Here is a 21,731-nt window from a genome sequence, read left to right as displayed (position 1 = left end):
CAATAGCTTGCATTTATTTTTCTTTCTTGTTTAATTTCTGTGTAGCACATATGTAGCAGGGCGAGTTCTATTTTCATAGTATATAAAGCCTAGCGATTAAAGTGTTAATCTCAATCGCTAGGAGAAATTAAATTTTTGAATTAGAACATTGTTAACTATAAATTAGCGTGCAGAATTTAATAATTCCTCAAGATTTTTTTTATTCCGGTTACTTTTTGCATCATGACCACAAAGTTGTAAAAGCTGTGTTTCAGCCATTACTAGTTTGTTTGTAATCATTGTTTCGCTAATAGGGTTCCATAAAATATGACGCCAGTGAATAGAGTTTAAATTTAAATCTGCTTTTAAGAGTGAAGTTACAGCATCATCTATATTTAAGCCTCGTTTAACTAAAACTTGAGTTGCTCGAGCAAAAGCTCTTTGTCCAGCGGGTCTGAAAAGTAGGTGGTTATTTTTTTCTCTATAATACCTAGCACAATTAGTTTTATCCACAAAGACTTCTTTAAACTCTGAGCATTGACTAAGGAGAGCATTTAAAAAGATATTTATGTCAGAAAAATACTTATCAAGTTCTTCAGTAGATGGTCGCGTTGACTCAAACTTAGAACTGTTATTGAGATAATAAAGATCTTTTATTATTTCATATAAACCAACAACACTTGTTATAGTTGATTCATCTTTTGATGAAATAGAGCCAGTACTTGAATATGATATATGATTCCTCGAATCTTCAAATAACCAATGTTGATCTATGAGTAATCTAGTTATTATTGCGAAACCATTATCTTCATCCAAAGCAATAGTAGCAGATTTAGAAATAGCTTTAGCTTTTTTATTTAGTGTAGTAAATAACCTCCTAGTTCTCAATTTACCAGCCTCTGAAGATTCATCATGGGATACAAAAATCACACTTACTTCGTCAGTTACTATTGGATCATCACAAGGAATTTCTGCTAAGGCTTTTTTAATCCCAGATACCCTGTGTTGCCCATCAATTGCAAATAGCTTTTCTTCGCCCGATAAATGCAACAGTCCTAGCTTTCCTTCCATATTAGCCTGCTGCTCTTTATTAACTTCTAACAGGTTGAGCGTAAATTTGATATTAAGCGGAGCCCAATTGGGGTTACCATTATAAACACCAATTATTAAAGAACCCAGAAAACGCTGTGGTGTTTCTTTTATGTATAGTGCTATTTTGTCTGAGTGGGATTCTATAGCTTCACGTTGAATCCAATCAGATAGTCCTTTTCTTTCATGTATTTCGTCTGGGGCTTTAATTAACTTTTCAATATCACTAAATGACATACACGTAAGATAAGTCATCCAGTCACCTACTCTAGAACGAATTGCTGGAAGAAGTGTAGTACTCATTGAAATGCCCTCATAATTTGACTCGTTTCTGCTTCATATTGTTTATTAAATGGCGGCCTTAAAGCTTCTAACATTACTTTTTCAAGTTGCTCAGCTTCTGCAACAGTGTCAGTAATTGTATAGTAATATTTGAAGCGACCACGCCACTGATTAAGCATTTTCCATATCCTTGGTCGAGTTGAAACTGAAAAATCCTTAGTTAGTTCACTCATATAGGCACCTATTCGTTGATATAAATTTGTAGCCTTACCTACATAAAAAAGACCATTTGCAGGCTCTAACGAAAATAAATTGGGTTCCACTATAAAAGCATAAACCCCAGGGCTTTTTGGTATTAATGCTCTTGGCATAGGAGGGAAATCAATATTATCCCATACTAAATCAAAATCTTGAGCATCATCCCAAGCTCTAGGGTAAAACATGACTTTAACATAGTGGCTCTCTATAAATGCCAAATCTCGTATATCCATAATTTCCTTTATTGATAAATAAATATAGCTTTAGTGTTTAGTTGATATTATTTAAAAAGTTATTTTTAAAGTTGAACTGCATATTTTTATTTTAGTATGAAAATAATTTATTTCAGTAGACCAGTCCTAACTTTTTATTTCAAGAAGTAAAGCTACTATATACCATTACAAACCTCTCAACAGTGGGTAGCTAATTTCAAAAGGCTATAAAACCCCTTTCGCTTTTTATAAATTTCAGAGGTTCTGAAATATTTGATTATAAAAATTGTCTTGGAAATTATAATTTTTTAAATTTATAAGGTGATTTTCATCCCTTATGAATGATTCAAATATTGAGATAATCGCATTAATTCTCTAAGCTGATTTATTTAAAAATTTATCCTTATCACTTTACTGTAGAATTAAAATTTTTTAGTTAAAATAAATAATAAGTTTTATATCTAACTTTATTTTTAATTTTAATTATTCAGTACAGTTATTTACAGAACTCCAAGTAAGACCCTTTTTGCCATTCTGGCAAATGGTAAGCTAAAGGTAATTTTTTTGCTTAATCTGGTGTTTGATAAGAGCTAAAGCTCAATAGGTAGCTTTAGCTATTTGAAAGATTGTATTTAACTGCAATTTAATTTTAAGTTATAGCTTTAGCTCTTTTTAGGTAATAGGGAGCTTTAGCTAACTCGTTCTAGCTTTAGGTTATGCCTTTTCTACCTTCCATGAGTAATGCCTAGTGATAATAGCTTTACCAGCGAACCACAAGCCTTTTACTTTGAGTATCAGTTCACCATCGTAATAGCTTTGCAAACACTCGCCAGTTTCCTCAACGATGTTTAAATCGTAATGTAATTTGATAGGTCTATCTTTTAGCTTTATGTGTAAACCGCCCATAGCAAGTATGTAGCCTTTCCAATCGTTGTTGTCAGCAGCAAAACGAGCTTGTTCTAATAGGCTATCTTTTTTATCCTTAAACATTGAGCGTAAACGTCTTAATTCACGCCATACAGACACGCTAGCACCACCAATTTGTTGAAACTGGCGAATACACCAACACGATGCCCACGCATCAATACGTTGCGCTACGAGTAGAGAATCGTTACCGAATTTATCTTCGCCTACACCTTCACCATCTATATTTTTCGCTATGTATTTTAAAATATAGCCAGTGGCAGAACCTTTATTTGGGTCTATTTGTTTAAAGTCACAGCGGTTTTCGGCAGCGCCTTTTTCGTCACCATCAACTTCTAACGCATAATGGCGAATAATTGCTTTTAATGAGTCTAGCTTTTCGCTCTCAATAAAAAACAGCATATGCCAATGTGGTGTGCCGTCATGTTGTGGCTCTGCTACACGAAAACCATAAGGCGCAATATTTTGACGTTTAAACTCTGCACGGGCTTTTTGCCATTGGTGGTTTAAATAGCTATTGGCTTTATCAGGCATAAAACCTTCCCACTTGGGGTTAGCTGCACCCGACTTTGAAAATGCGCGGTGATATTTAGAAGGGCACGTAACCGTAATAAAAAGTGCTTCATGACCGAGATCTTTCGCTAAGTCTTCAAAGCCTCTTGCACGACATAGTAATTCATCTTTTCGTATCTTTGGGTTTGATACATTAAGGTCGGATATTTCTTTTAACGAGTAGCGTTGGCCTTGCTCATTAAGTATGTAAGTTGAACTAAGCAGCTCGTCATTTCGCTGGCGCTGAGTAATACGATTTTGAGTTGTTATATTGCTCGCATAGATTTCTCTTTTTCTGTTCACAAAATTTAAATGCAGGGCTGCTTTTTCGTTTGCTTGAGTAATAAGTTTGCGAAACTTTCGTAGCCACCAACGGTTATCGATATAGCGTTTTATACAGCCTGATATTTTAATGTTGTTTTTAGGCTCTATAGGCGAAACACCAAACTTAATTGCATAGTTTGATAAAAAATCAAAAAGGGCTTTTTGCTTGGTATCAGCGAATTCGCTATTAATTTCGGTATTGGTAGAGCGAAACACAGCGGAGTTTACGCTATTAGTTTCGCTATCAATCATTTCATTACTACGAAACTCATGCGAAACGGTTCGCTCTAGTTCGCTATCATTTCGCTGTTTGTTTTTAGCTTGATAGTAAAGGAAGTTAACTTTTTCGGGGTTAATGGCAATCTGGCGGCAATAGTTTGCACACTCTTTCGCTATGTTGTTAATGTCATCATCAAAGCAAAAAAAGAGGTGAGCGAGTTTTTTAGGTAAGAGTTTATAAAGTTTATTCGTGGTATCTAAAACGTGGCGATTGCGCTCAAAGCTGTTCGGTTTGTTAAAAGCATCAAATAAAACAGTGCTTTTAATTTTATTAGAAAATGGCGCTAATCTTTTCGTTAAAAACGCCGCATCGTACTTATCAACAAGTGCTAAATACGGCGTTAAAATATCGTCTTGTTCATTAATCGCTTTTGCAATTAATGTTTCTCTAAAAGTACCCATTGGTTATTTAGGATTAGCGTAAGCAAACACAAAACCACGACCTTTTTTGGTCAAAAAGTAATGTTCATATTTAACGCCAAAATGATAAATTATTTCACTTGTTACAAGCTCTTCATCAACGAGTTTATCAAGTGTACGCGTATCAAATTTAAATGGCTGGCTATGCTTATTAACATAGGTATGTAGCCCATTCTTTTGGCGATATGAATAACCAATTTCACGGCAAATTTCGAAATACGTATTTTCTAACGATAACCAAATTAGTAGTCGAGTTTGCTCTTTAGTTAACTTAGGCATGATCACCCCCATTAGGGTTTTGGCCTAAATGCTCTAAGCGACAAAAGTTATTTAACCAATTATCTAAATCATCTTTTAAATAACGAACAGTGCGACCAATTTTAATAAATGGCGGGGCAGGGGTTCTGTTAGTGCGGTTTCCTTCCATACGTGATTGACGTAAGAAAGAGCGACTCATACCGATATATTCGGCTGTTTCTATTTCTGATAATGCGCGTTTGTTTGTGGTGGTTGGCATAAGTGCCTCCTGAGTTATTAACGTTTCAGGAGGTGTTTTACAATGCGGATTTTTTTAAATGAGCTAATTCAGGAATTGAATGAGCTTATACGGGAATTTTAGATTCATAAAATATATGAGTGGCGTAATTATATTAATTTTGTTTAAATTATATTTCTGAATAAGGTTGCAGTCAGCAGCCCTCTAAAACTCCCTCCAAATATAAGGATGTATATGAAAATTTTAAAAGTATTACCATTATTTATAGGTTTAAATTTTATTGCTGGTTGCAGCTCTTCAGATGATTACACTACGCAATTTAAACCAGAGGCTAGATTTTATGGTGGCTGGAATTGTATTAATTCAATGGGAGTAGAGGGGGCTGATATCATCTTAGATATGGATGTATCTTATGTTCGCAACGGAAAATACAGTAGTGCTGGAAAGCTAATTATAGATATATTGGACGTACCAAAGCTGGAATACTGGGTAAGCACAAGTGGTAGCTGGGAATATAAAAATGGCTATTTAATTGAAACAACCAATGAAGTTATAATTAAAAACATAAAAAACCCTGAGTATGATAATTTGCTAGATCTTCAAAGCATGTTTCCTCAAAATAGTAGCGAATCATCAGAAGTACTTCAAATAACAAACACATTTTTTAAAGCTCGAACTGAATCTGATGGAATTATATTTACTTGCAATAAGGTTTAAATAATTTTTAATGCAGAGCTAACCTTGTTGAAATGTTAGCTCTGAAATTAGTGTTAAGAGCTTTTTCTGACTTTAGTTAGTCTATTTGAGAATGAGCTAAAGCTAATTGATTTTCTGATTTTCTTGTTTCTATCTTGCCATTTTATGTGGTTGCCAGAAACTTCAATCAATAAGTTATATTTATCAAACACTCTGAAACCTTCTATATCCTCGGCTTCATTTTCAAGTAGTCGCCAGTATTCTTTAGCTGTTAATTCTGGCTCTGCATCAACAAGCCTGATTAATAAGTCGTGAAAATCATCAGTGCGTGTTTTAGGTGTTTGATTAAGTTGAGAGCTAGTTGGAATTGGTGGGATTACGACTTCTAGTTTGTTAGTAATACCTGCTTTAACTAAATCGGTATGTAAAATACAAATATCAGTTAACCCAAAATTAATCCCCTCTGAGTAAAATTGTACCTTTGGTATTCTGGCATCAAATTCTTTTTCATATTCGTTTGGTTTAGATTGTTCTGCACCTAATGCTTTAAAAGTATTAGTCATCGCATTTTTAAACGAATGGAGTGTGTGTTCTTGCTCTTTTGGGAACAGCTTTGCAGGAATTTTGTCCCAGCTAATATCGCTTGGCTGTTTTGGTTGCCATGTATGCAAAAAGGTATTAGGTGTTTTTGATTCAAATGGATAGTCATAATTTGCGCTAACTATCTTATCTTTGTTCAGTAACCAGAAGTATTTACAGTTGGTTTTATGCTTTGAGAGGAGTGTTAGCTGATCCTTCTGAGTGATACTTGCAAAGCCACTATATTTGACAGAGGCATATCCAATAAAGCCATTACCCTTCGCCCAGCCACCGATAATGAATTTATTATCAGCGAGTCTAAAAGCTAAGTCGAGCTTTGAGTTTTCAACTAAATAAAGCACATCACTAAAGGATAAATCGAACCGTTTTTCTAATTCATCTAATCGGTAATATTCTTTTTCAATCATTAATTAATTCCATTTTTATACAGATTAAAGCCGCTTTAAAGTATCAGAAATACATTAAGTGATCATTAACTTAGCTAAGTTTATTCGTTTTATTATTTATCTATATTTTGTATTAGAATTTATAAAATTAACATTTGGCTTTATAGGGATTGTCATTTACCCTAGTAAGCCGATTACATTAATTAACAAGTTGTTGCGTTTTTGGTCGGTGTGCAATAAAGGATTTAATATAGCCAATAAGAATTAGGAGTAGTACGTGGTTAGAATTATTATGATTATATCTGTTTTAGTTTTATCAGGCTGTGCGAGCCAGAGGCCAGATATATCTCAAGAGGAATGGAAACTTAGAGAGTTTAAAGGGCAATCAAAAGAACAGGTAATTGCAGCAGCGAGAGAAGTTATTCGATTATCAGACCCTAGCGATGTTAAGTTTGAAAATACAATAGATGGCTTTAATGCTACCCGTATATCAATAGGGTATTATGTCATAAAGACTGATTTAGATGCATATGCATTTAATTTTGTAGCACAAGAAAAAGATGGAGTAACACGTTCTCGGCTCGAAATAGAAGAGACTGAGTTAGGTCAAAGTTTACTTACTTTAGGATTACCTGTTGGAACCACAGGCAAACCGAATTATTCTTATATATACGATCTTTTTTATTCTAGAGTTGATTACCTATTAGACATAAAACAAGAGTGGCATAAATGTGATGTTGCTGTAAGTAGGGTTTCGGCTAAGTTTGGGCTGCCGAATGACCCTGAGAAATTAGGAATGGCATCTCTTTGTGGTAAGTTTTCAGATGACGAATCACCTAATTCAGCATCAAAAAAAGTAGAGTTATTCTAAATACGATAACAAAAATATTTCTATATAATATTTAGCTAGCATGGTTATTTATTGAAATAACTATCCAATCAAATTAACCGCTGCAGCTTTATGTTCTGGCGCTAAGTGTGCATATCTTAGCGTCATTTTTAAATCACTATGACCTAGCAACTCTCGAACTGTATTCAAATCTACGCTTGCCATTACTAACTTACTTGCAAAGTGATGGCGTAAGTCGTGAAATCTAAAGTCGGTAATACTTGAATCTTCTAAAAGTGCTGCCCAATCATATCTAAAATCTACTATTCGTTGCTGATTACTATCTTTAAACACATAGCCAATATTTCCCGATAGTTTTTGCCAATCACTTAAAACATTAAATGCTTGTGTATTTAAAGGTATATGGCGAGTGTTGCCCGATTTAGCATTTTGAAAATCAACAGTGAGTACTTTGTTTTCTAGGTTAATGTCATTCCAATTAAGCGATAAAATCTCGCCTTTACGCATACCTGTATTAATAGCAAGAATAACGATAGTGGTAAGATGCTTAATATCGAATTTAGCAAGACTTTCCCGTAAACGGTATTCTTCATCTTTAGATAAATAGCGAACCTTAGCGTTATCTACAGTTTGAGCTTTTACTTTTTGTAAATCGTGGCTATCAATTACTTCCCATTCAACCGCGCGACTTAAACAGCCTTTAATTAAATTTATTTGGCGGTTTGTTGTTGCTGGTTTGATTCCATCGGCCAAACGTTTATTACGCCACTTTTCAACTTCCCATGCTGTAATAGCCGATAACTGAAAATCCATAAATTTGCTAAATGCTGACAGGAATGCTTTTTTTGTTTTATCTGCTGTTTTGGGGTTACGAGATAAAAGCCAAGGAAAGTACTTTTCATCTAAAAAGATTTGTAAGGTAGATAGCTTTGATTCTTTAGTTTTAATACGGTCTTGCTTTTTTACTTCGTGAACATTAATCCCTTGGGTTACTTCAGCGATTTTATTTTTAGCTAAGTCTCTAGCTTGTACTGGAGTAATTTGCCCATCATAACCTAAGTGATAATTTACTTGTTTACCCTTGTGCCTATAAAACAAGAAGTAGGATATTGCTCCAATACTCGAAATGCGCGCATGGAAACCTGTGACTTCTGTATCATTTAATCGTTTATCTGCTGGCGTTAAGCTTTTAATACTCGACAATGTTATTTTTGCTTTGATTGGCATGCGGCTTTTCCTGTGTAGCACATATGTAGCAGGTTCATTGTGCCGCAAAGAACAAGAAAGAACAATGGTGTATTGTTTTTGTGTTTTTAACTAATATAAAACAATGGGTTAAGTGCACTTTTTGTTTTTGGTTGTTCATTGGGGTTTATAGGAATACATTAATAAAATGCACTCCTAAGGGGCAGTTGCAAGTTCGATTCTTGCAGGGGCTACCAATTAAATCAATAAGTTAGACCTCTTACTCCTTTTTTTAATTTCTGTATAGCGCATTTATAGCAGCGTAAATTGAAATTTAAAAAAGTTCATAGATGCCTTTTTATTAAAGTGGCTCAACTATATTCAAGACTATCTTTGCCATAACAGATAGTTACAACATTAATCGTTTGTTAGGTACATATTTCCACACGCCAAGGTGGATTAGGCCGGTTTTCACCTACCCAATAAAGTTTAATTTTATTATCAGACGGATAATGTAAAACAGCTTCTTGCAATAAATAACTCTCACCTGTTGGCTCTTGGTCGAAATTAATACCTCTAGACTTTAATTCATTAAGCCTGAATTACCGATTACAGATCGAAGCCGAAATACGGATAAGTGCCATAATGCGACATACGTAACTTGTTTGCACATGACTTAAATCAATTTAAATAATTTAAGTTACTAAATTATATTTAGTGAAGAACCATAGTGTAATTTATCAAAAAAATGTCTCCGTAGCCCGCAGTACAAATTTTCTGAGTAAATATAATCATCATTACATATTTGCTTACAAAACCATATTAGTGGAAAACCTTCTACGTGATAGGGTGTAAGAATCGCAAGACTGACTTTTTGCGCACTAGTAACTATCACAGATAAATCACAAGGATGCTTTAAAATGTATAAAACCAAAGACTCTCGTTCATTGCTAGTCATTATGGTTATTGCCTACGTAGTAGCCTACTTAGCATACCAGCACTTCAACAGCGGCGTTCCTTCGCATCATTTACTGAATGACTCTAGCTTACCTGCAATATCCAACTGGTGGGGAGTAATAATTTTACCCGTATTGAGCTGGGTACTAGGGACGCTTATAAATAAACAGTACGGTAAGCTCTACCCAAAACACGTTTGGTTTCAACTTGCTGGAGCCGGTCTTTATGCACTCGTTAACGGCGCACTGTTTTATGCTGGTTATGTAGAATTTGTTTCGATGCTAGCGCTACCCTCAATTCTGGTAGCAGCTGTTTTTTTTAGGATCTATAAACCCGCTTATTTTCTGGGGTATGCTGTTGCGGCAAGTATGGGCTTTGGCCCAATCATTCCAATTATTGGAGGGGGAGTTTTTGCAGTTATTGGCTACATTGTTTTTAATTTTATTCGACCTCTGCCTAATTATTTAATAATACTACTTAATAAAAATAAGTAATTTGTTGCGCTATTACGAAGCTTTATGGAAATACAATAAAATATCTCATCTCTATTGGGTCAAGTTCTTTGAATGCGCTCCTTAATCTAGAGAAAAGCATGCTCTAGCTTTTGGTTACATCCGTTTACCCTTTCGGAATAATGCCTGGTGCAAGTGCTTTAGCAGTAAACCCTCAACTGTACTATTTGGGTATGAGTTACCACTGCAATGGTTTTGTAGACATTAGTATTTGCCTGCTTAATTTTTAATTTGTTTATATTCTTGGTAGGTAATATAAAACAACTCTTTTAGCGTGCTTTGTGCTGCCTGGTTTAGCGGGTCTGATTGATTACTAGCTATGTTTAATAACAGTTCTTTGAGCTGATTTGAGCGAGGTACAATGCCAGTGTGAAGCCCACTTAAAATCTCATGGCGTGTTTCAATATCATAGTTAGAATCTATAAATTGGCTTGCCATATGCTCGCGTTCTTCGTTGTTGCTAAATTTTAATGCGTTATTAATAAGTTGGCTGCGGTTAGTAGTATTGCTAGTAGCTAATAGGTTATTTATTCGCGTTAATATTTGCTCTTTTTCGTAGTTATCCATATGAAAAGGTTTTAATAAAGTTAATGCATCTAAAACAATGTGCTCAGAGTCTTCAGCGTAAATTGCGATATCAGCAAGGGCAGTTTGAATACGTGGATTTTCAATATTATTATTTAGGTTTGCGGCAAGTAATAAGAACTGTTCTTGTGATTTAATATCATCATTTTGACTAAGCTCAAGCGCAACACTCGTTAAGGCAAGGCTACCTTGGTGTTCAGGTAGTTCTTGTAAAATAGATACAATATGATGAAATTCTTTTGATTCAAAACTGAGTGTCCTCATATGATCAATTAAGTTAGCTTGTTCATCGGCAGAGGTGACGAGTAAGTTTTTAAATGAATCAAGTGCTTCTGCTATTTCACCTTGGTCAGCATAATTCCCCATTTCAGATAATATAATCACTTTGTTTAACATTGATATGGCATCGTAGGTGTCAATACTTTGAAAGTGAGCCTCAACAGGGTTAACAAAACTTTCGCTGGTATGGTTTGGAAGAACTTTTTTTCCGCTTTCTTGTGTCTTGTTTAGGTTTTTATTAGCTAGGCGAGTATCTAATTTTTCGTGGTTAGTAAGTGTGAGTTGTTGAATGTTTTTTACTTCATACGATTCAACTTCTCCCGTAAATGAGTCAAATACATCTAATAAAGCAGTTGAATAACCACATAGAAACGCGAGGGCCATCAACGTTAATGTAGTTGATTTACTTTGCCATTTTGTTGCTTTATTTTTGCTTTTTGTCATGATTGTGCTTATTCATAATTTATTTATATTAGCGCTAAGTAAAGCTCGTCGTATATTTGACGAGCTATACATATTACTAACGCTTAATAAAACTTTAAGTTTTTAGTTGCTACTTTTGCGCTACCATCTGTGTTTATGTAAACACCTGTTTTGAGGTAGAGTTTTTTATCTTTCCAGTCAGCGTTATTTCTTAAATCGATAGAGCTTCCAGTTTTTACTTCTGATTTATTGCCATCACCGTCTTCATCGTAAATATCATTACGTGGCAAGTTAATATATGAGTCGTTAACCTTCAATCTTAACTTTCCGTTAAATAAACCTAGTCTATAAGTTTTAAATGTTTCGTCGTAATTGCCTACATAAATATGTGTGAAACAATCAGTTCCTGAGCAGTTCATGGTTCTGCGAAGTGAAAGGTAGATCCCTTCAGGCGAGTTGTTGTATGCATCTTTTTGTTCGCCAGCTGCAGCCCACTTAAGTGCGGCTAGTGGCCCTTTTTGTCCGCTTTCATCTACGTGCACTTGTGCAAAAATGGCTTTTCCTAGGTTTGATGATTTAGATACAAACTTTGAATTAATTCGGATGTAGCGGCTTGATGATGTATTTTCGCTAATTTTAAACTCGCGTTCCTCACGAAGCTCTGATCTATTACTATCACCCGATTCATAAAAGTAAATAACGGAGCCATCTGAAGTTGTATAAAAATGGTCGTTTTTCGAACTACTGTTTTTAATTTGGCTTTGTGAGTAGCAAGTTGTTGAGCTTGGACCAACCTGTAACTTAGCTTTTTGTACTTCTGTACGTTGATTGCCAGAAACATATCCAGGTGCGTAAGAGCCGCTAGGGGCGTTACCACTGTAGTTACACGATGCTAATGCTTTACTAGGTGTAAAGCTTAATAAAGCAATAGCTACAGCAGATGCTTTAATCATTGGTGTTATATATCTTTGTTGCATTATGTTCTTCCATGTAAAAGTAGTAAGCCTCTGCTCTTATTTATTAAGGCTTGCTAGTTAATTGGTTTTAAAATTGGTAAGGTTTTATTTTGGCTTCTTACTATCCAATATGTTATTTTTATATTTACAATTTTGCAACTTATATTTTTTCTTATTATTGGCTTTATTTTTCTTATAGTTAGAAAAAAACTTTGATTTTTTTTGGTTAACCAATTTATTTTCAATAAAGTTCGGAACTGTGAAAAGTAATGCACTAATGAACGGAATTATGTATAGACGACTGCTAGTCTCGTAAGTTTAGATTGGTTAATTTACTAATGGCAATCAGCGCATAAAATGCTTTATTGTAATAAAGGTTTGTAAAGAAGGGCGCGACTAAGTCAGATAATGACTTTATAGCTCATAGTCTTTATGACTTTAGCTAAAATAGTTTGTTGCACAAAAAAAGCGAGTAAACGTTAATTTACTCGCTTTTACATAATTAAATATTAAAACCTAGCCATCACTTGTAATCGTATCGATTAACTCACTAAGCACGGCTTCAGATTTACTTGTTTCTACTTGGCAAGTACCTGCATTTAAATGACCACCACCGCCGTATTTAAGGCACAGTTCGCCAACATTCGTGTTTGAGCTGCGGTTAGTGATTGATTTGCCAACGGCATACACTACGTTTTGTTTTTTAAGGCCCCACATTTTATGAATCGAAATATTGCAGTCGGGGTACATTGCATAAATAACAAATCGGTTTGTGGCGTAAATTGTTTCTTCTTGGGTTAAATCAAGGACCACTAAGTTTTTATGGACGGTAGCGCATTGAGAAATTTGCTCTTTGGCTTTTTCGTTATGCTCGTTATATAAAGCAACACGTTCGGCTACGTCTTCCATTTTTAGGATTTCTTTGATGCTTTGATCTTTACACGCATCAATCAGTTTCATCATTAATTGGTAGTTTGAAATTTTAAATTCGCGAAAACGACCAAGGCCAGTTCGCGCATCCATAATAAAGTTCATTAATACCCAATCGGTTGGGTTTAATATTTCGTCTTTTGAAAACTGAGCAGCATCGCCTTTATCTACCGCGTCCATCATTTCAACAGAAATATTTGGAAGTTTTTCAGCGCCGCCATAATAGTCATAAACTACGCGAGCTGCTGATGGGGCTTCTGGATCAATAATATGATTTTTTATGTCGCTTGAGTTACGAACGGTTTCGCTAAGGTGATGATCGAATGCGATGTGACAACCTGCAACGTAGGGGAGGTTGGTGGTAATGTCGTTTTCGGTAATGTCTATTTTGCCATCTTGCATGTCTTTTGGGTGAACAAACAAAATATCGTCAATTAGGTCCAAGTCTTTAAGCAATACAGCACAAACTAAGCCATCAAAATCGCTGCGGGTGACTAGTCTAAATTTATTATTGGGCATAGCTATTCCATTTATTAAATTGAATTATCAATTAAGTGTAACAGCTAAATTTTTTTTTGAGAGGTCAGCTCAAAAAAATTATAAAAAAAAGCCAAAACGTTAGTTTTGGCTTTTGCTAGCAAGTTTGTATGTGTGGCAAATAGGTTATGCGCCTGGGCCACATTCCATACATGAATTTACAATGTCTGGGCCAAATTTAAGTTTGGCATTTAAGTCGCGAAGGGCGGTACGTAACCCTTCTTCAATTACTGGGTGGTAAAATGGCATATCAAGCATTTCTGGTACGGTCATTTTGTTTTGTACAGCCCATGCAAGTAAGTGAGCGATGTGTTCGGCTTGTGGGCCAATAAACTCAGCACCTAAAAATAAGCCTGTACCTTGCTCTGCGTATACTCGCATATGACCTTTGTTTTTAAGCATTACTCGGCTACGGCCTTGGTTTTCAAAGCTGACTTCGCCTACTTCAAAACAACCACATGGGCCTAAACGGTCGGTAATTTGCTTGTAGCTTTCGCCTACCATCGCTATTTGTGGGTCGCTAAATACAGCTGCAATTTTAGCTCTGCGCAGACCTATACGTACATCTGGGAAGCGCCCGGCATTTTGACCTGCAATAGCACCTTGGTCTGATGCTTCGTGTAACAATGGGAGCATGTTACTCGCATCGCCTGCTATAAATATGTTCGACTCACCACATTGCATTGTGTGCGTGTCTGCGTGCGGTACGCCGCGTTCATCAAGCTCAATGCCGGTGTTTTCAAGGCCTAGTTTATCTACGTTAGGTACTCGGCCTGTGGCTGCAAGTACGTAGTCAAACTGTTCGGTGTGTTTTTCACCTTGTTTGTCGGTGTAAGTTAGCTGTGCTTTGTCGCCAACTTGCATCATGTCAGATACGTTTGAGTCGGTATCTACAAAAAATTCTTCAGCAAAAACAGTATTTGCATAGTCTTTTACTACTGGGTCTGTAAGTGGGCCAATTGCGCCGCCTACACCAAATAGTTTTACATTTACGCCTAGTCGGCTAAGTGCTTGGCCAATTTCAAGACCTATTACACCAGGGCCAAATACAGCGACTGATTCTGGTAGGTCATCCCAATCAAATACGTCGTCGTTTATAATAAGTTTGTCGCCAAAGTTATTAAATACGCCAGGGTACGAAGGGCGTGAACCGGTGGCAATTACAAAGCGTTTTGCTGTAATAATTGTGTGGTCGTCTATTTGTATGCGGTTTGTGTCTAAAAATTTAGCGTAACCACGAATTTTATCACCATCTGGTAATTCATCTACGGCTTCTACTACGAACCCTGCAAAACGATCTCGTTCACTTTTAACGCGTGCCATAACTGCTTTGCCATCAATGATAGGCTTTGAGCTATGAACACCAAATGCAGGTGCCATTTCAATTGCGTGTGCAGCTTCAGCGGCTGCAATCAATAACTTACTTGGCATACAACCAACACGTGCACATGTGGTGCCGTATGGGCCTGATTCGATCATTAATACATTTTGTGTGAACTGTTTAGCATTACGATAAGCACTTAAACCAGCAGTGCCTGCGCCTATAACAACAACATCGGTTTGCAATTCTTTCATAGTATTTTTTCCTCTAATAAATAGGGGCATAAAAGCCCCTATTTTTTACCTACTAACGTTAGGTATTTAATTTACTTATTAATTAAGCAAAGTATTTTTCTAAGTCGTCTGAACCACCGATGTGTTTACCACCAATGAATATTTGTGGAACAGTGTCACGACCAGATACAGCTTTTAGGCTTGTTAGTGATGCGCCTGCACCCATAACAATCTCTTCATATGCGAAGCCTTTTTCTGCAAGAAGCTCTTTTGCTTTTTTACAGAAAGGACAGCCAGGTTTAGTAAAGATGCTTACTGGTTCTGGTTTAGCTTGCTTAGGGTTGATGTAATCAAGCATTGTGTCTGCGTCAGATACTTCAAACGGGTCACCTGGTAAATCTGGTTCGATGAACATTTTGTCAATCACGCCATCTTTAACAAGCATAGAGTATCTCCAGCTGCGCTTACCAAAGCCTAGGTCGTTTTTGTCTACTAACATGCCCATGCCGTCAGTAAATTCGCCGTTGCCGTCTGGTAATAAAGTAATGTTTTGCGCTTCTTGATGTTCAGCCCATGCGTTCATTACAAAGGTATCGTTTACTGATAAACATACAATTTCGTCAACGCCGTTTTGCTTAAGTACGCCTGCTAATTCGTTGTAACGTGGTAAGTGAGTTGATGAACATGTTGGTGTGAATGCACCTGGTAGTGAAAACACTACAACAGTTTTACCTTTAAAAATGTCATCTGTTGTTACTGATTTCCAATCGTTATTTTGACGAGTTGCAAATGTAACACTTGGGATTGTTTGACCTTCGATATTGTTTAACATAGTTTTTGTTCCTCTTGATTTGTTGATAGCCATTATGGTGAATAATTAAATATAGTTCCAATCGTTTGTTTGTATTAAACTGATAGTTATAAACTATCACGTAGAGCTGAATATGAACTTAAAAGATTTTGAATATGTAAAAGCAATAGCGCAATATAAACATTTTCGCAAAGCTGCCGATGCATGTTTTGTAAGCCAGCCTACATTAAGTGGTCAAGTAAAAAAACTCGAAAATGAGCTTGGCGTTACTTTGTTTGATCGCTCAACCAAGCAAGTTACCTTAACAGCAAAAGGTGAACGTTTGTTGACGCAAATAGAGATTATTTTAGAACAAACGCAAATACTCAAAGAACTTGCTGCTACTTCTAACGAGCCTCTACAAGGTAAATTAACTATTGGTATTATTCCTACCATTGCGCCTTACTTGTTGCCTGCGTTATTAACATCGATGAAAGCGGCATTTATTGATAGCCAGTTTTCGTTTATTGAGATGCAAACAGCAACAATTTTAGAAGCTTTAAACAAGGGTGAACTCGACTTTGCTATTTTAGCCGATGTGCCAGAGCTTATTAATTACCATACGGTTGCTTTATACAAAGAAGATTTTTTAGTGGCGGTATCACACGATAACGCGCTGTCTAAGCATAAAAAAGTAGCGCTGAGCGATCTTCAAGGATGCAGCCTATTAATGTTAAGTGATGGCCATTGCTTTAAAGATCAAGCCCAAAAGTTTTGTTTTTCTGCAGGAGTCGATGTATCTAACCAGTATAAAGGTAATAGTTTAGAAACATTATTAGCGTTAGTGGCTATGGATGACGGTATTACATTTGTACCAAAGTTGGCATGTACCGACCGTGTAGGGATTGATTACTTGCCTATATTCCCTAATCAGCAGCGTAATGTGGTGTTTGCATGCAGAAAGCATTATCCGCATTTATCTGGTGTAGAACAATTGGGCGAGTGGTTATCGGCTCACCCTAATTTAAAAGCTAAATTAACTAAAAAAGTTAATTAAATATTTAAAGGTTTTGGCTGATTATTTCTACAACATCGTTAATTTGCACGCCAGGTAGTGGTTTGTCATCAATACTGACAGCTACTGCAGTTTGCTGATAAAGCTGCTCTACGCGAATTTTATTAAGCGTGGTGATGGTGTGTGGCATAACATTACCTGCCGCGTCGGTTAAATAGTTATGGTGCGCAATGCTTAGCATTTGGCCTTTTTTTAACCCATGAGCTTTACCTAAGTTAATAACGATTTTGCTATTTTCCATATGCATTATTTTACCTTGAGTAGGTAAACACGCCATAGCTGCTTGAATGTCATAACTTACTGATTGGTTGATATCGGTTATGCTTTGCCCATAAGGCGATTGCCAAAACCTATCACTATTAACATCAACTATGGTTGTTTTTTCAAATGGCCAAATTGCTTGAGTATGGTAACTATTTTGCCAAAGTTGCTCATAGGTAGTGCCATCAAACAGTGCAAACTCAATGTTGTAACTGCGCTCATACGCCTCGTCTTGCCAAAATGCATAATCGTTATTGAGTTTGTCGCTAGTCGAAAGGCTGGTTATTTGGCTAAGCAGAACATATTGAGCGTTACTGCGCGAAGATATTTCTTCTAATTGAGCGTTTGAATAGTCGTGCTGCTGCGAAAAGTATTTATCAACGCTTATTGCATTATTATAGTAAGCAATAGGTACTGCGCTCATTTTTGATTTTTGTAGAGAGGTAAAAATATTTTTGCTAATCGCTTTGCTTACGTCAAATATTTGACCCATTTTGGCATGTTCACGATGAACAAGTTGGCTTTGTGTAACGGCCACAAACTTATTAAAACTATTTTGTGGGCATTGCTCTGTTTGAGAAAAAATATCGAGTCGTAATGTAACAGCAAATTTATTGTCGTATTTATTTTCGCTGATCAGTTCAATTTTTTGAATTTCGCCGTGGCTGCTAATTTTTAGCTGATCTTGCATTAACACGCCATCTACCAGGGTTTGTACAGAGCTAACCCGTGCGCCAGAGAACACTAACGCTTGTGTAATCGCATCTTTTATAGCGGCAGATTTAGCTGCGCTCGTATCACCATTTTGAACGTTCGCGTGACCCGTTGATTCATACCACTGTGCTTTAGTAAAAGGGGAGAAGGTTAATAATGCCGTTACACTTAATCCTGCAAATGCCAATGATAAAAACGACTTCATACTTTTACTCCAATTAAACGTTAGCTATTAACTAGGTAGAGCAAGGACTGTACCAATGTTATTTGGTAATTATTAGTAATGCTATAAATGGCATTAAACGTGCATATGTACTGCTAATTACTATACAAGGGCTAGATGCTATGCGAGCAATTTCATTACTTATTACACTTGGGTGTTTAACCTTAGGTGGTTGTAGCAGCGTTTTTGATAAGCATGTTGAATATAAATATGTAGAGCCAAATAATTACCCCGTTTTAAAAGCGATAGGGTATGCACCTATTAGCTTGCAAAAAGGCGCTAACGCGTCGCAAAAACAACTTATGGCCATTAAAGCTTCTAAGCTTGAGGCTTACCGCGAGCTTACTGAGCAAGTATATGGGCAAAAAATTACCGCCGGAACAACGGTGGAAGGTTCAATTGCTCAAGACGATTACTTAGAAAGTAAAGTGCAGGGGCTTATTAAAGGTGCACAAATAATTAAAACTTACGCAGTAGATGACACTTACGTGACCGAGCTTGAGCTTAATATGAAGCGTGTGCACGATTTATATATAGGTGAAGTAAAACCACGCGAAGTTAAAAAAGTAACTTATTACTAAATAGCCCAGTTAATTAAAAAAGTTATTCAAAATATCTCATCCTCTTATATTGAGTGCTATGCTGTTGTTAGGATTAATTTTTAAGCAGATTGCGTAGTGCTCAACAGATGTATTTTATTGCCACTTATATTAACAGTGGCTCTGTAAATGGCGTTTAAGCCAACTTATTTAAATCCTAAATTATTTATATGGTGCAAAGCCAATTTGCGCTACCTATTACTGTTTTTTGTACTCTCTAGTGGTGTGCTTGCAAGCCGACTAACTATTCAATTTAATACCTTTATTGAGCTGATGGGTCAAAAATATGGACCTGCGCGAGCGGCTGTTGCACGTAACTGGCAAAGTATGTTGGTACAAACTCAAAACAAACCAGAGCAACAACAAATTCTTATTGTTAATGATTTTTTTGCGCGTAATTTACGCTATCAAACTGATATCTTGCTATGGAAACAAAACGATTATTGGGCAACCCCTTTAGAAACGTTAGGCAGAGGCTTAGGTGATTGTGAAGATTACGCAATAGCAAAGTATATAAGCTTGAGAGCCCTAGGGGTGAGCGACGACAAGTTACGTCTTATTTATGTAAAAGCAAAAATTGCGGGCACTAACAAAACGCAAGCACATATGGTGTTAGGTTATTTTGCTACACCAAACGCTCAGCCACTTATTTTAGACAGTTTAATAACAAAGGTTTTACCTGCTGCAAAACGTGTAGATTTAAGCCCTGTTTTTAGCTTTAACAGCCAAGGTTTATGGGCTAATAATTCAACCAAAAGTGTAGCCAGCCCAACAGCAAGACTTTCACGCTGGCGTAAAATTTTGGAGCAGACAACCAAAGAAGGAGTTATGTGGTAATGGCATCATTTTCCTTATCTAAGTATCTTAAAAAACGAAAAATAACACTCAGGCAAGAGCTGTGGATTGCATTATTAATTGTTATTTTTGTAGGCTTTATAAGTAGTGTTTTAATTAGCACTAATTCGGCTAAAAGTTATTTTTCGACCCAGCTGTACTTAAAAAATGTAGATAACGCCAGTTCACTCGCGTTAATGATCAGCCAATTAGACAAAGACCCCGTTGAGCTTGAGTTATTAGTATCGGCCACATTTGATACCGGTCACTATAAGCGAATAGAACTACAAAACCCTAATGGTGAGGTGATTGTTAAACGCACGTTTACCGATGAACTTAAAGCGACGGCTCCGCAGTGGTTTAGAGCAATATATGGATTAAATGTACAGCCAGGGGTTGGGCAAGTAAATAATGGTTGGCAGCAGTTTGGTACTTTGTTTATAGAAAGCCATAGTCAATATGCTGAGCAAGCCTTATGGGAAAGTGCGCTTAAACTATTTTTTAGTTTTTTAATTGTCGCTTTTTTTGCTTGTATAGTTAGTGCTTACTTTTTAAGTAGGATATTAAAACCACTAGATGATGTTGTGTATCAGGCTAATGCATTTGGTGAAAAACGTTTTATTAAATCGAGCGTTCCGCGCACTTTTGAGTTTGCGCGTTTAGTGCAATCAATGAACCAATTATCTACCCGTTTTAGCCGTATTATTAAAGAAGATAGCAAACGTTTAGAAGAGCTTAGATTTAAATCGCAACACGATGAGCTAACTGGTTTAGCAAATAGAGAATACTTTGGTGCAACGCTTGAGGCTCACTTACAAAAATCGAAAGATCATGCCCATGGTGCTTTGTTTTTATTTAGGGTTGTAAACCTCGATCGAGTAAGTGAGGAAGTGGGACGAGTAGAAATGGTTAACTTTCTACGTCGATTTTCACAGATGTTGGTTAGCTTCTTAGAGAGCAACCAAGAACACTTTTCTGAAAATTACATTGCACGTATTTCTCACAGCGATTTTACCGTTTTATTTAGTGATATTGATGATATTCAAGCAATCAGTGAGCGTATTTTATTGATGCATCAATCGTTTGTTGAAGAGTATAAAAACGTTAAGCTAGCGATACCTCACAGCTGTACTTATATTCAAAAAGACGACACGCGATTTGATGTATTAAAGCGTGCGGATGAACTTTTAAAATCATCGGGTAAACAATCTGATGTACAAGCAAAAGTAGCTCAAATCAAGCAAGAAAGTGAGCTGTTTGATAATGCAACTAGCTGGAAAAATGCCATAGAAGAGGCACTCAACAATAATAATTTAGAAATAAATACTTACCCAGTAACGAGCTTTACAGGGCAGGTAATGCAAAATCAATTAGGGTTGAGCCTAAAGCTTGGTGGGCAAGTATACCGTGCTAGTTACTACTACCAGTGGGCTAACCGATTAAAGTTATTAGCGCGTTTAGATTGGGGTTTAATTAAGGCGTTGGTGGCTCATTATAGTATTGAGCCACCAAGTGAACTGATTTCGGTTGAATTATCTGCTCAAACGCTACTTGATGATGCTGCACTTGCTTCGATTCTTACGTACCTTTCGGCGTTTCCTGATTTAGCCTCTAAAATTTGTTTTGATATTCGTGAAAGTATTGCCGTTAGCGAAATTGAGATATTTAAAGATTTTTGTGAGCAGGCTCGATGTATGGGCGCTAAAGTAGCATTAAAACGTGTAGGCCCTGAATTTACTAAAATTAATAAAATTCAGGAGTTTGGTCTTGAAATGATTAAGGTTGATAGCGTTTACGGCCACAATATTAGTTACAGCCAAGATAACCAAACATTCCTGCGAGGAGTGTGTACGTTAGCGCATTCTATTGGCATTAAAGTGGTGGCTCAAGGTGTAACAAGCCAAGATGATATAGATACGCTTATTAACTTAGGTTTTGATGGGGTTATTAAAGAGTAAGTAATAGGCATT

20 protein-coding genes and 1 pseudogene are annotated in these 21,731 nt (G+C 36.4%); 7 read left to right on the top strand and 14 right to left on the bottom strand.

Features of this window, described 5'->3' with window-relative positions:
• Positions 1-162: 162 nt before the first annotated feature.
• From I6F47_RS00835 to I6F47_RS00815, 5 genes are all read right to left on the bottom strand, one after another.
• Entirely contained in the window at positions 163-1,371 is a 1,209-nt protein-coding gene (locus I6F47_RS00835; RefSeq protein WP_197183164.1) for a DNA sulfur modification protein DndB, read from the bottom strand.
• Complete coding sequence (locus I6F47_RS00830) at positions 1,368-1,841, bottom strand: GIY-YIG nuclease family protein (protein WP_197183163.1); 474 nt, start codon at positions 1,839-1,841, stop codon at positions 1,368-1,370. The genes I6F47_RS00835 and I6F47_RS00830 overlap by 4 nt, the downstream gene beginning before the upstream one ends.
• A 693-nt stretch (positions 1,842-2,534) precedes the next feature.
• Positions 2,535-4,301 (bottom strand): replication endonuclease, encoded by a 1,767-nt coding sequence (locus I6F47_RS00825; protein ID WP_197183162.1) that lies wholly within the window; start codon positions 4,299-4,301, stop codon positions 2,535-2,537.
• A gap of 3 nt (positions 4,302-4,304) precedes the next feature.
• The gene (locus I6F47_RS00820; protein ID WP_197183161.1) at positions 4,305-4,598 is read right to left on the bottom strand and encodes a hypothetical protein; all 294 of its coding nucleotides are present in this window, start codon (positions 4,596-4,598) and stop codon (positions 4,305-4,307) included.
• On the bottom strand, positions 4,591-4,836 hold the full coding sequence (locus I6F47_RS00815) for a helix-turn-helix transcriptional regulator (RefSeq protein ID WP_008170945.1): 246 nt from the start codon (positions 4,834-4,836) through the stop codon (positions 4,591-4,593). The genes I6F47_RS00820 and I6F47_RS00815 overlap by 8 nt, the downstream gene beginning before the upstream one ends.
• A gap of 213 nt (positions 4,837-5,049) precedes the next feature.
• Between I6F47_RS00815 and I6F47_RS00810 the strand changes: the two genes are divergently transcribed.
• Positions 5,050-5,532 (top strand): hypothetical protein, encoded by a 483-nt coding sequence (locus I6F47_RS00810; protein ID WP_165727543.1) that lies wholly within the window; start codon positions 5,050-5,052, stop codon positions 5,530-5,532.
• A gap of 53 nt (positions 5,533-5,585) precedes the next feature.
• On the opposite strand, the gene I6F47_RS00805 is transcribed toward I6F47_RS00810, so the two are convergent.
• Entirely contained in the window at positions 5,586-6,518 is a 933-nt protein-coding gene (locus I6F47_RS00805; protein WP_197183160.1) for a hypothetical protein, read from the bottom strand.
• A 256-nt stretch (positions 6,519-6,774) separates the two neighbouring features.
• Between I6F47_RS00805 and I6F47_RS00800 the strand changes: the two genes are divergently transcribed.
• Positions 6,775-7,368 (top strand): hypothetical protein, encoded by a 594-nt coding sequence (locus I6F47_RS00800; protein WP_166377248.1) that lies wholly within the window; start codon positions 6,775-6,777, stop codon positions 7,366-7,368.
• A gap of 60 nt (positions 7,369-7,428) precedes the next feature.
• Here the strand turns inward: I6F47_RS00800 and I6F47_RS00795 are convergent, their stop codons facing one another.
• Together I6F47_RS00795 and I6F47_RS20505 are read right to left on the bottom strand one after the other, a co-directional pair.
• Positions 7,429-8,574, bottom strand: a complete 1,146-nt coding sequence (locus tag I6F47_RS00795; protein ID WP_197183159.1) for a site-specific integrase — start codon at positions 8,572-8,574, stop codon at positions 7,429-7,431.
• A gap of 386 nt (positions 8,575-8,960) precedes the next feature.
• Positions 8,961-9,119, bottom strand: a pseudogene (locus I6F47_RS20505) (VOC family protein); the annotation flags it as partial.
• Between the two features lie 333 nt (positions 9,120-9,452).
• Between I6F47_RS20505 and I6F47_RS00790 the strand changes: the two are divergent.
• A complete protein-coding gene (locus tag I6F47_RS00790; RefSeq protein ID WP_165734516.1) occupies positions 9,453-9,983 on the top strand; it encodes a hypothetical protein in 531 nt (176 codons plus the stop codon).
• Positions 9,984-10,220: 237 nt separating this feature from the next.
• Here the strand turns inward: I6F47_RS00790 and I6F47_RS00785 are convergent, their stop codons facing one another.
• From I6F47_RS00785 to I6F47_RS00765, 5 genes are all read right to left on the bottom strand, one after another.
• Entirely contained in the window at positions 10,221-11,309 is a 1,089-nt protein-coding gene (locus I6F47_RS00785) for a hypothetical protein (protein WP_197183158.1), read from the bottom strand.
• An 83-nt stretch (positions 11,310-11,392) separates the two neighbouring features.
• Positions 11,393-12,265 (bottom strand): polysaccharide lyase family 7 protein, encoded by an 873-nt coding sequence (locus I6F47_RS00780; protein ID WP_197101070.1) that lies wholly within the window; start codon positions 12,263-12,265, stop codon positions 11,393-11,395.
• Between the two features lie 495 nt (positions 12,266-12,760).
• On the bottom strand, positions 12,761-13,693 hold the full coding sequence (locus I6F47_RS00775) for an exopolyphosphatase (protein WP_165723021.1): 933 nt from the start codon (positions 13,691-13,693) through the stop codon (positions 12,761-12,763).
• A 144-nt stretch (positions 13,694-13,837) separates the two neighbouring features.
• Entirely contained in the window at positions 13,838-15,286 is a 1,449-nt protein-coding gene (locus I6F47_RS00770; RefSeq protein ID WP_039484710.1) for a dihydrolipoyl dehydrogenase, read from the bottom strand.
• An 82-nt stretch (positions 15,287-15,368) separates the two neighbouring features.
• Positions 15,369-16,097, bottom strand: a complete 729-nt coding sequence (locus I6F47_RS00765) for a glutathione peroxidase (protein ID WP_010553231.1) — start codon at positions 16,095-16,097, stop codon at positions 15,369-15,371.
• Between the two features lie 112 nt (positions 16,098-16,209).
• Between I6F47_RS00765 and I6F47_RS00760 the strand changes: the two genes are divergently transcribed.
• Positions 16,210-17,112 carry a LysR substrate-binding domain-containing protein gene (locus tag I6F47_RS00760; RefSeq protein ID WP_024589976.1) on the top strand — a complete coding sequence of 301 codons (903 nt, stop codon included), beginning with the start codon at positions 16,210-16,212 and terminating at the stop codon, positions 17,110-17,112.
• 4 nt (positions 17,113-17,116) lie between these two features.
• Here the strand turns inward: I6F47_RS00760 and I6F47_RS00755 are convergent, their stop codons facing one another.
• Positions 17,117-18,310, bottom strand: coding sequence for a flagellar assembly protein FlgT (locus I6F47_RS00755; RefSeq protein WP_121953504.1), 1,194 nt, complete (start codon positions 18,308-18,310; stop codon positions 17,117-17,119).
• Positions 18,311-18,450: 140 nt separating this feature from the next.
• On the opposite strand from I6F47_RS00755, the gene I6F47_RS00750 reads away from it, so the two are divergent.
• The 3 genes from I6F47_RS00750 to I6F47_RS00740 all read left to right on the top strand — a co-directional run bounded on the left by I6F47_RS00750 (position 18,451) and on the right by I6F47_RS00740 (position 21,719).
• The gene (locus I6F47_RS00750) at positions 18,451-18,909 is read left to right on the top strand and encodes an LPP20 family lipoprotein (protein WP_008168853.1); all 459 of its coding nucleotides are present in this window, start codon (positions 18,451-18,453) and stop codon (positions 18,907-18,909) included.
• Between the two features lie 147 nt (positions 18,910-19,056).
• Entirely contained in the window at positions 19,057-19,764 is a 708-nt protein-coding gene (locus I6F47_RS00745; protein ID WP_007583156.1) for a transglutaminase-like cysteine peptidase, read from the top strand.
• Positions 19,764-21,719 carry a bifunctional diguanylate cyclase/phosphodiesterase gene (locus I6F47_RS00740; RefSeq protein ID WP_197183157.1) on the top strand — a complete coding sequence of 652 codons (1,956 nt, stop codon included), beginning with the start codon at positions 19,764-19,766 and terminating at the stop codon, positions 21,717-21,719. Before I6F47_RS00745 ends, I6F47_RS00740 begins: the two co-directional genes overlap by 1 nt.
• The last annotated feature ends 12 nt before the right edge of the window (positions 21,720-21,731 follow it).

The sequence above is a fragment of the Pseudoalteromonas sp. NZS37 genome, from assembly GCF_015864265.1.
Taxonomy (GTDB): Bacteria; Pseudomonadota; Gammaproteobacteria; order Enterobacterales; family Alteromonadaceae; genus Pseudoalteromonas; species Pseudoalteromonas arctica.
This window is presented reverse-complemented; position numbering and strand designations above follow the sequence as displayed.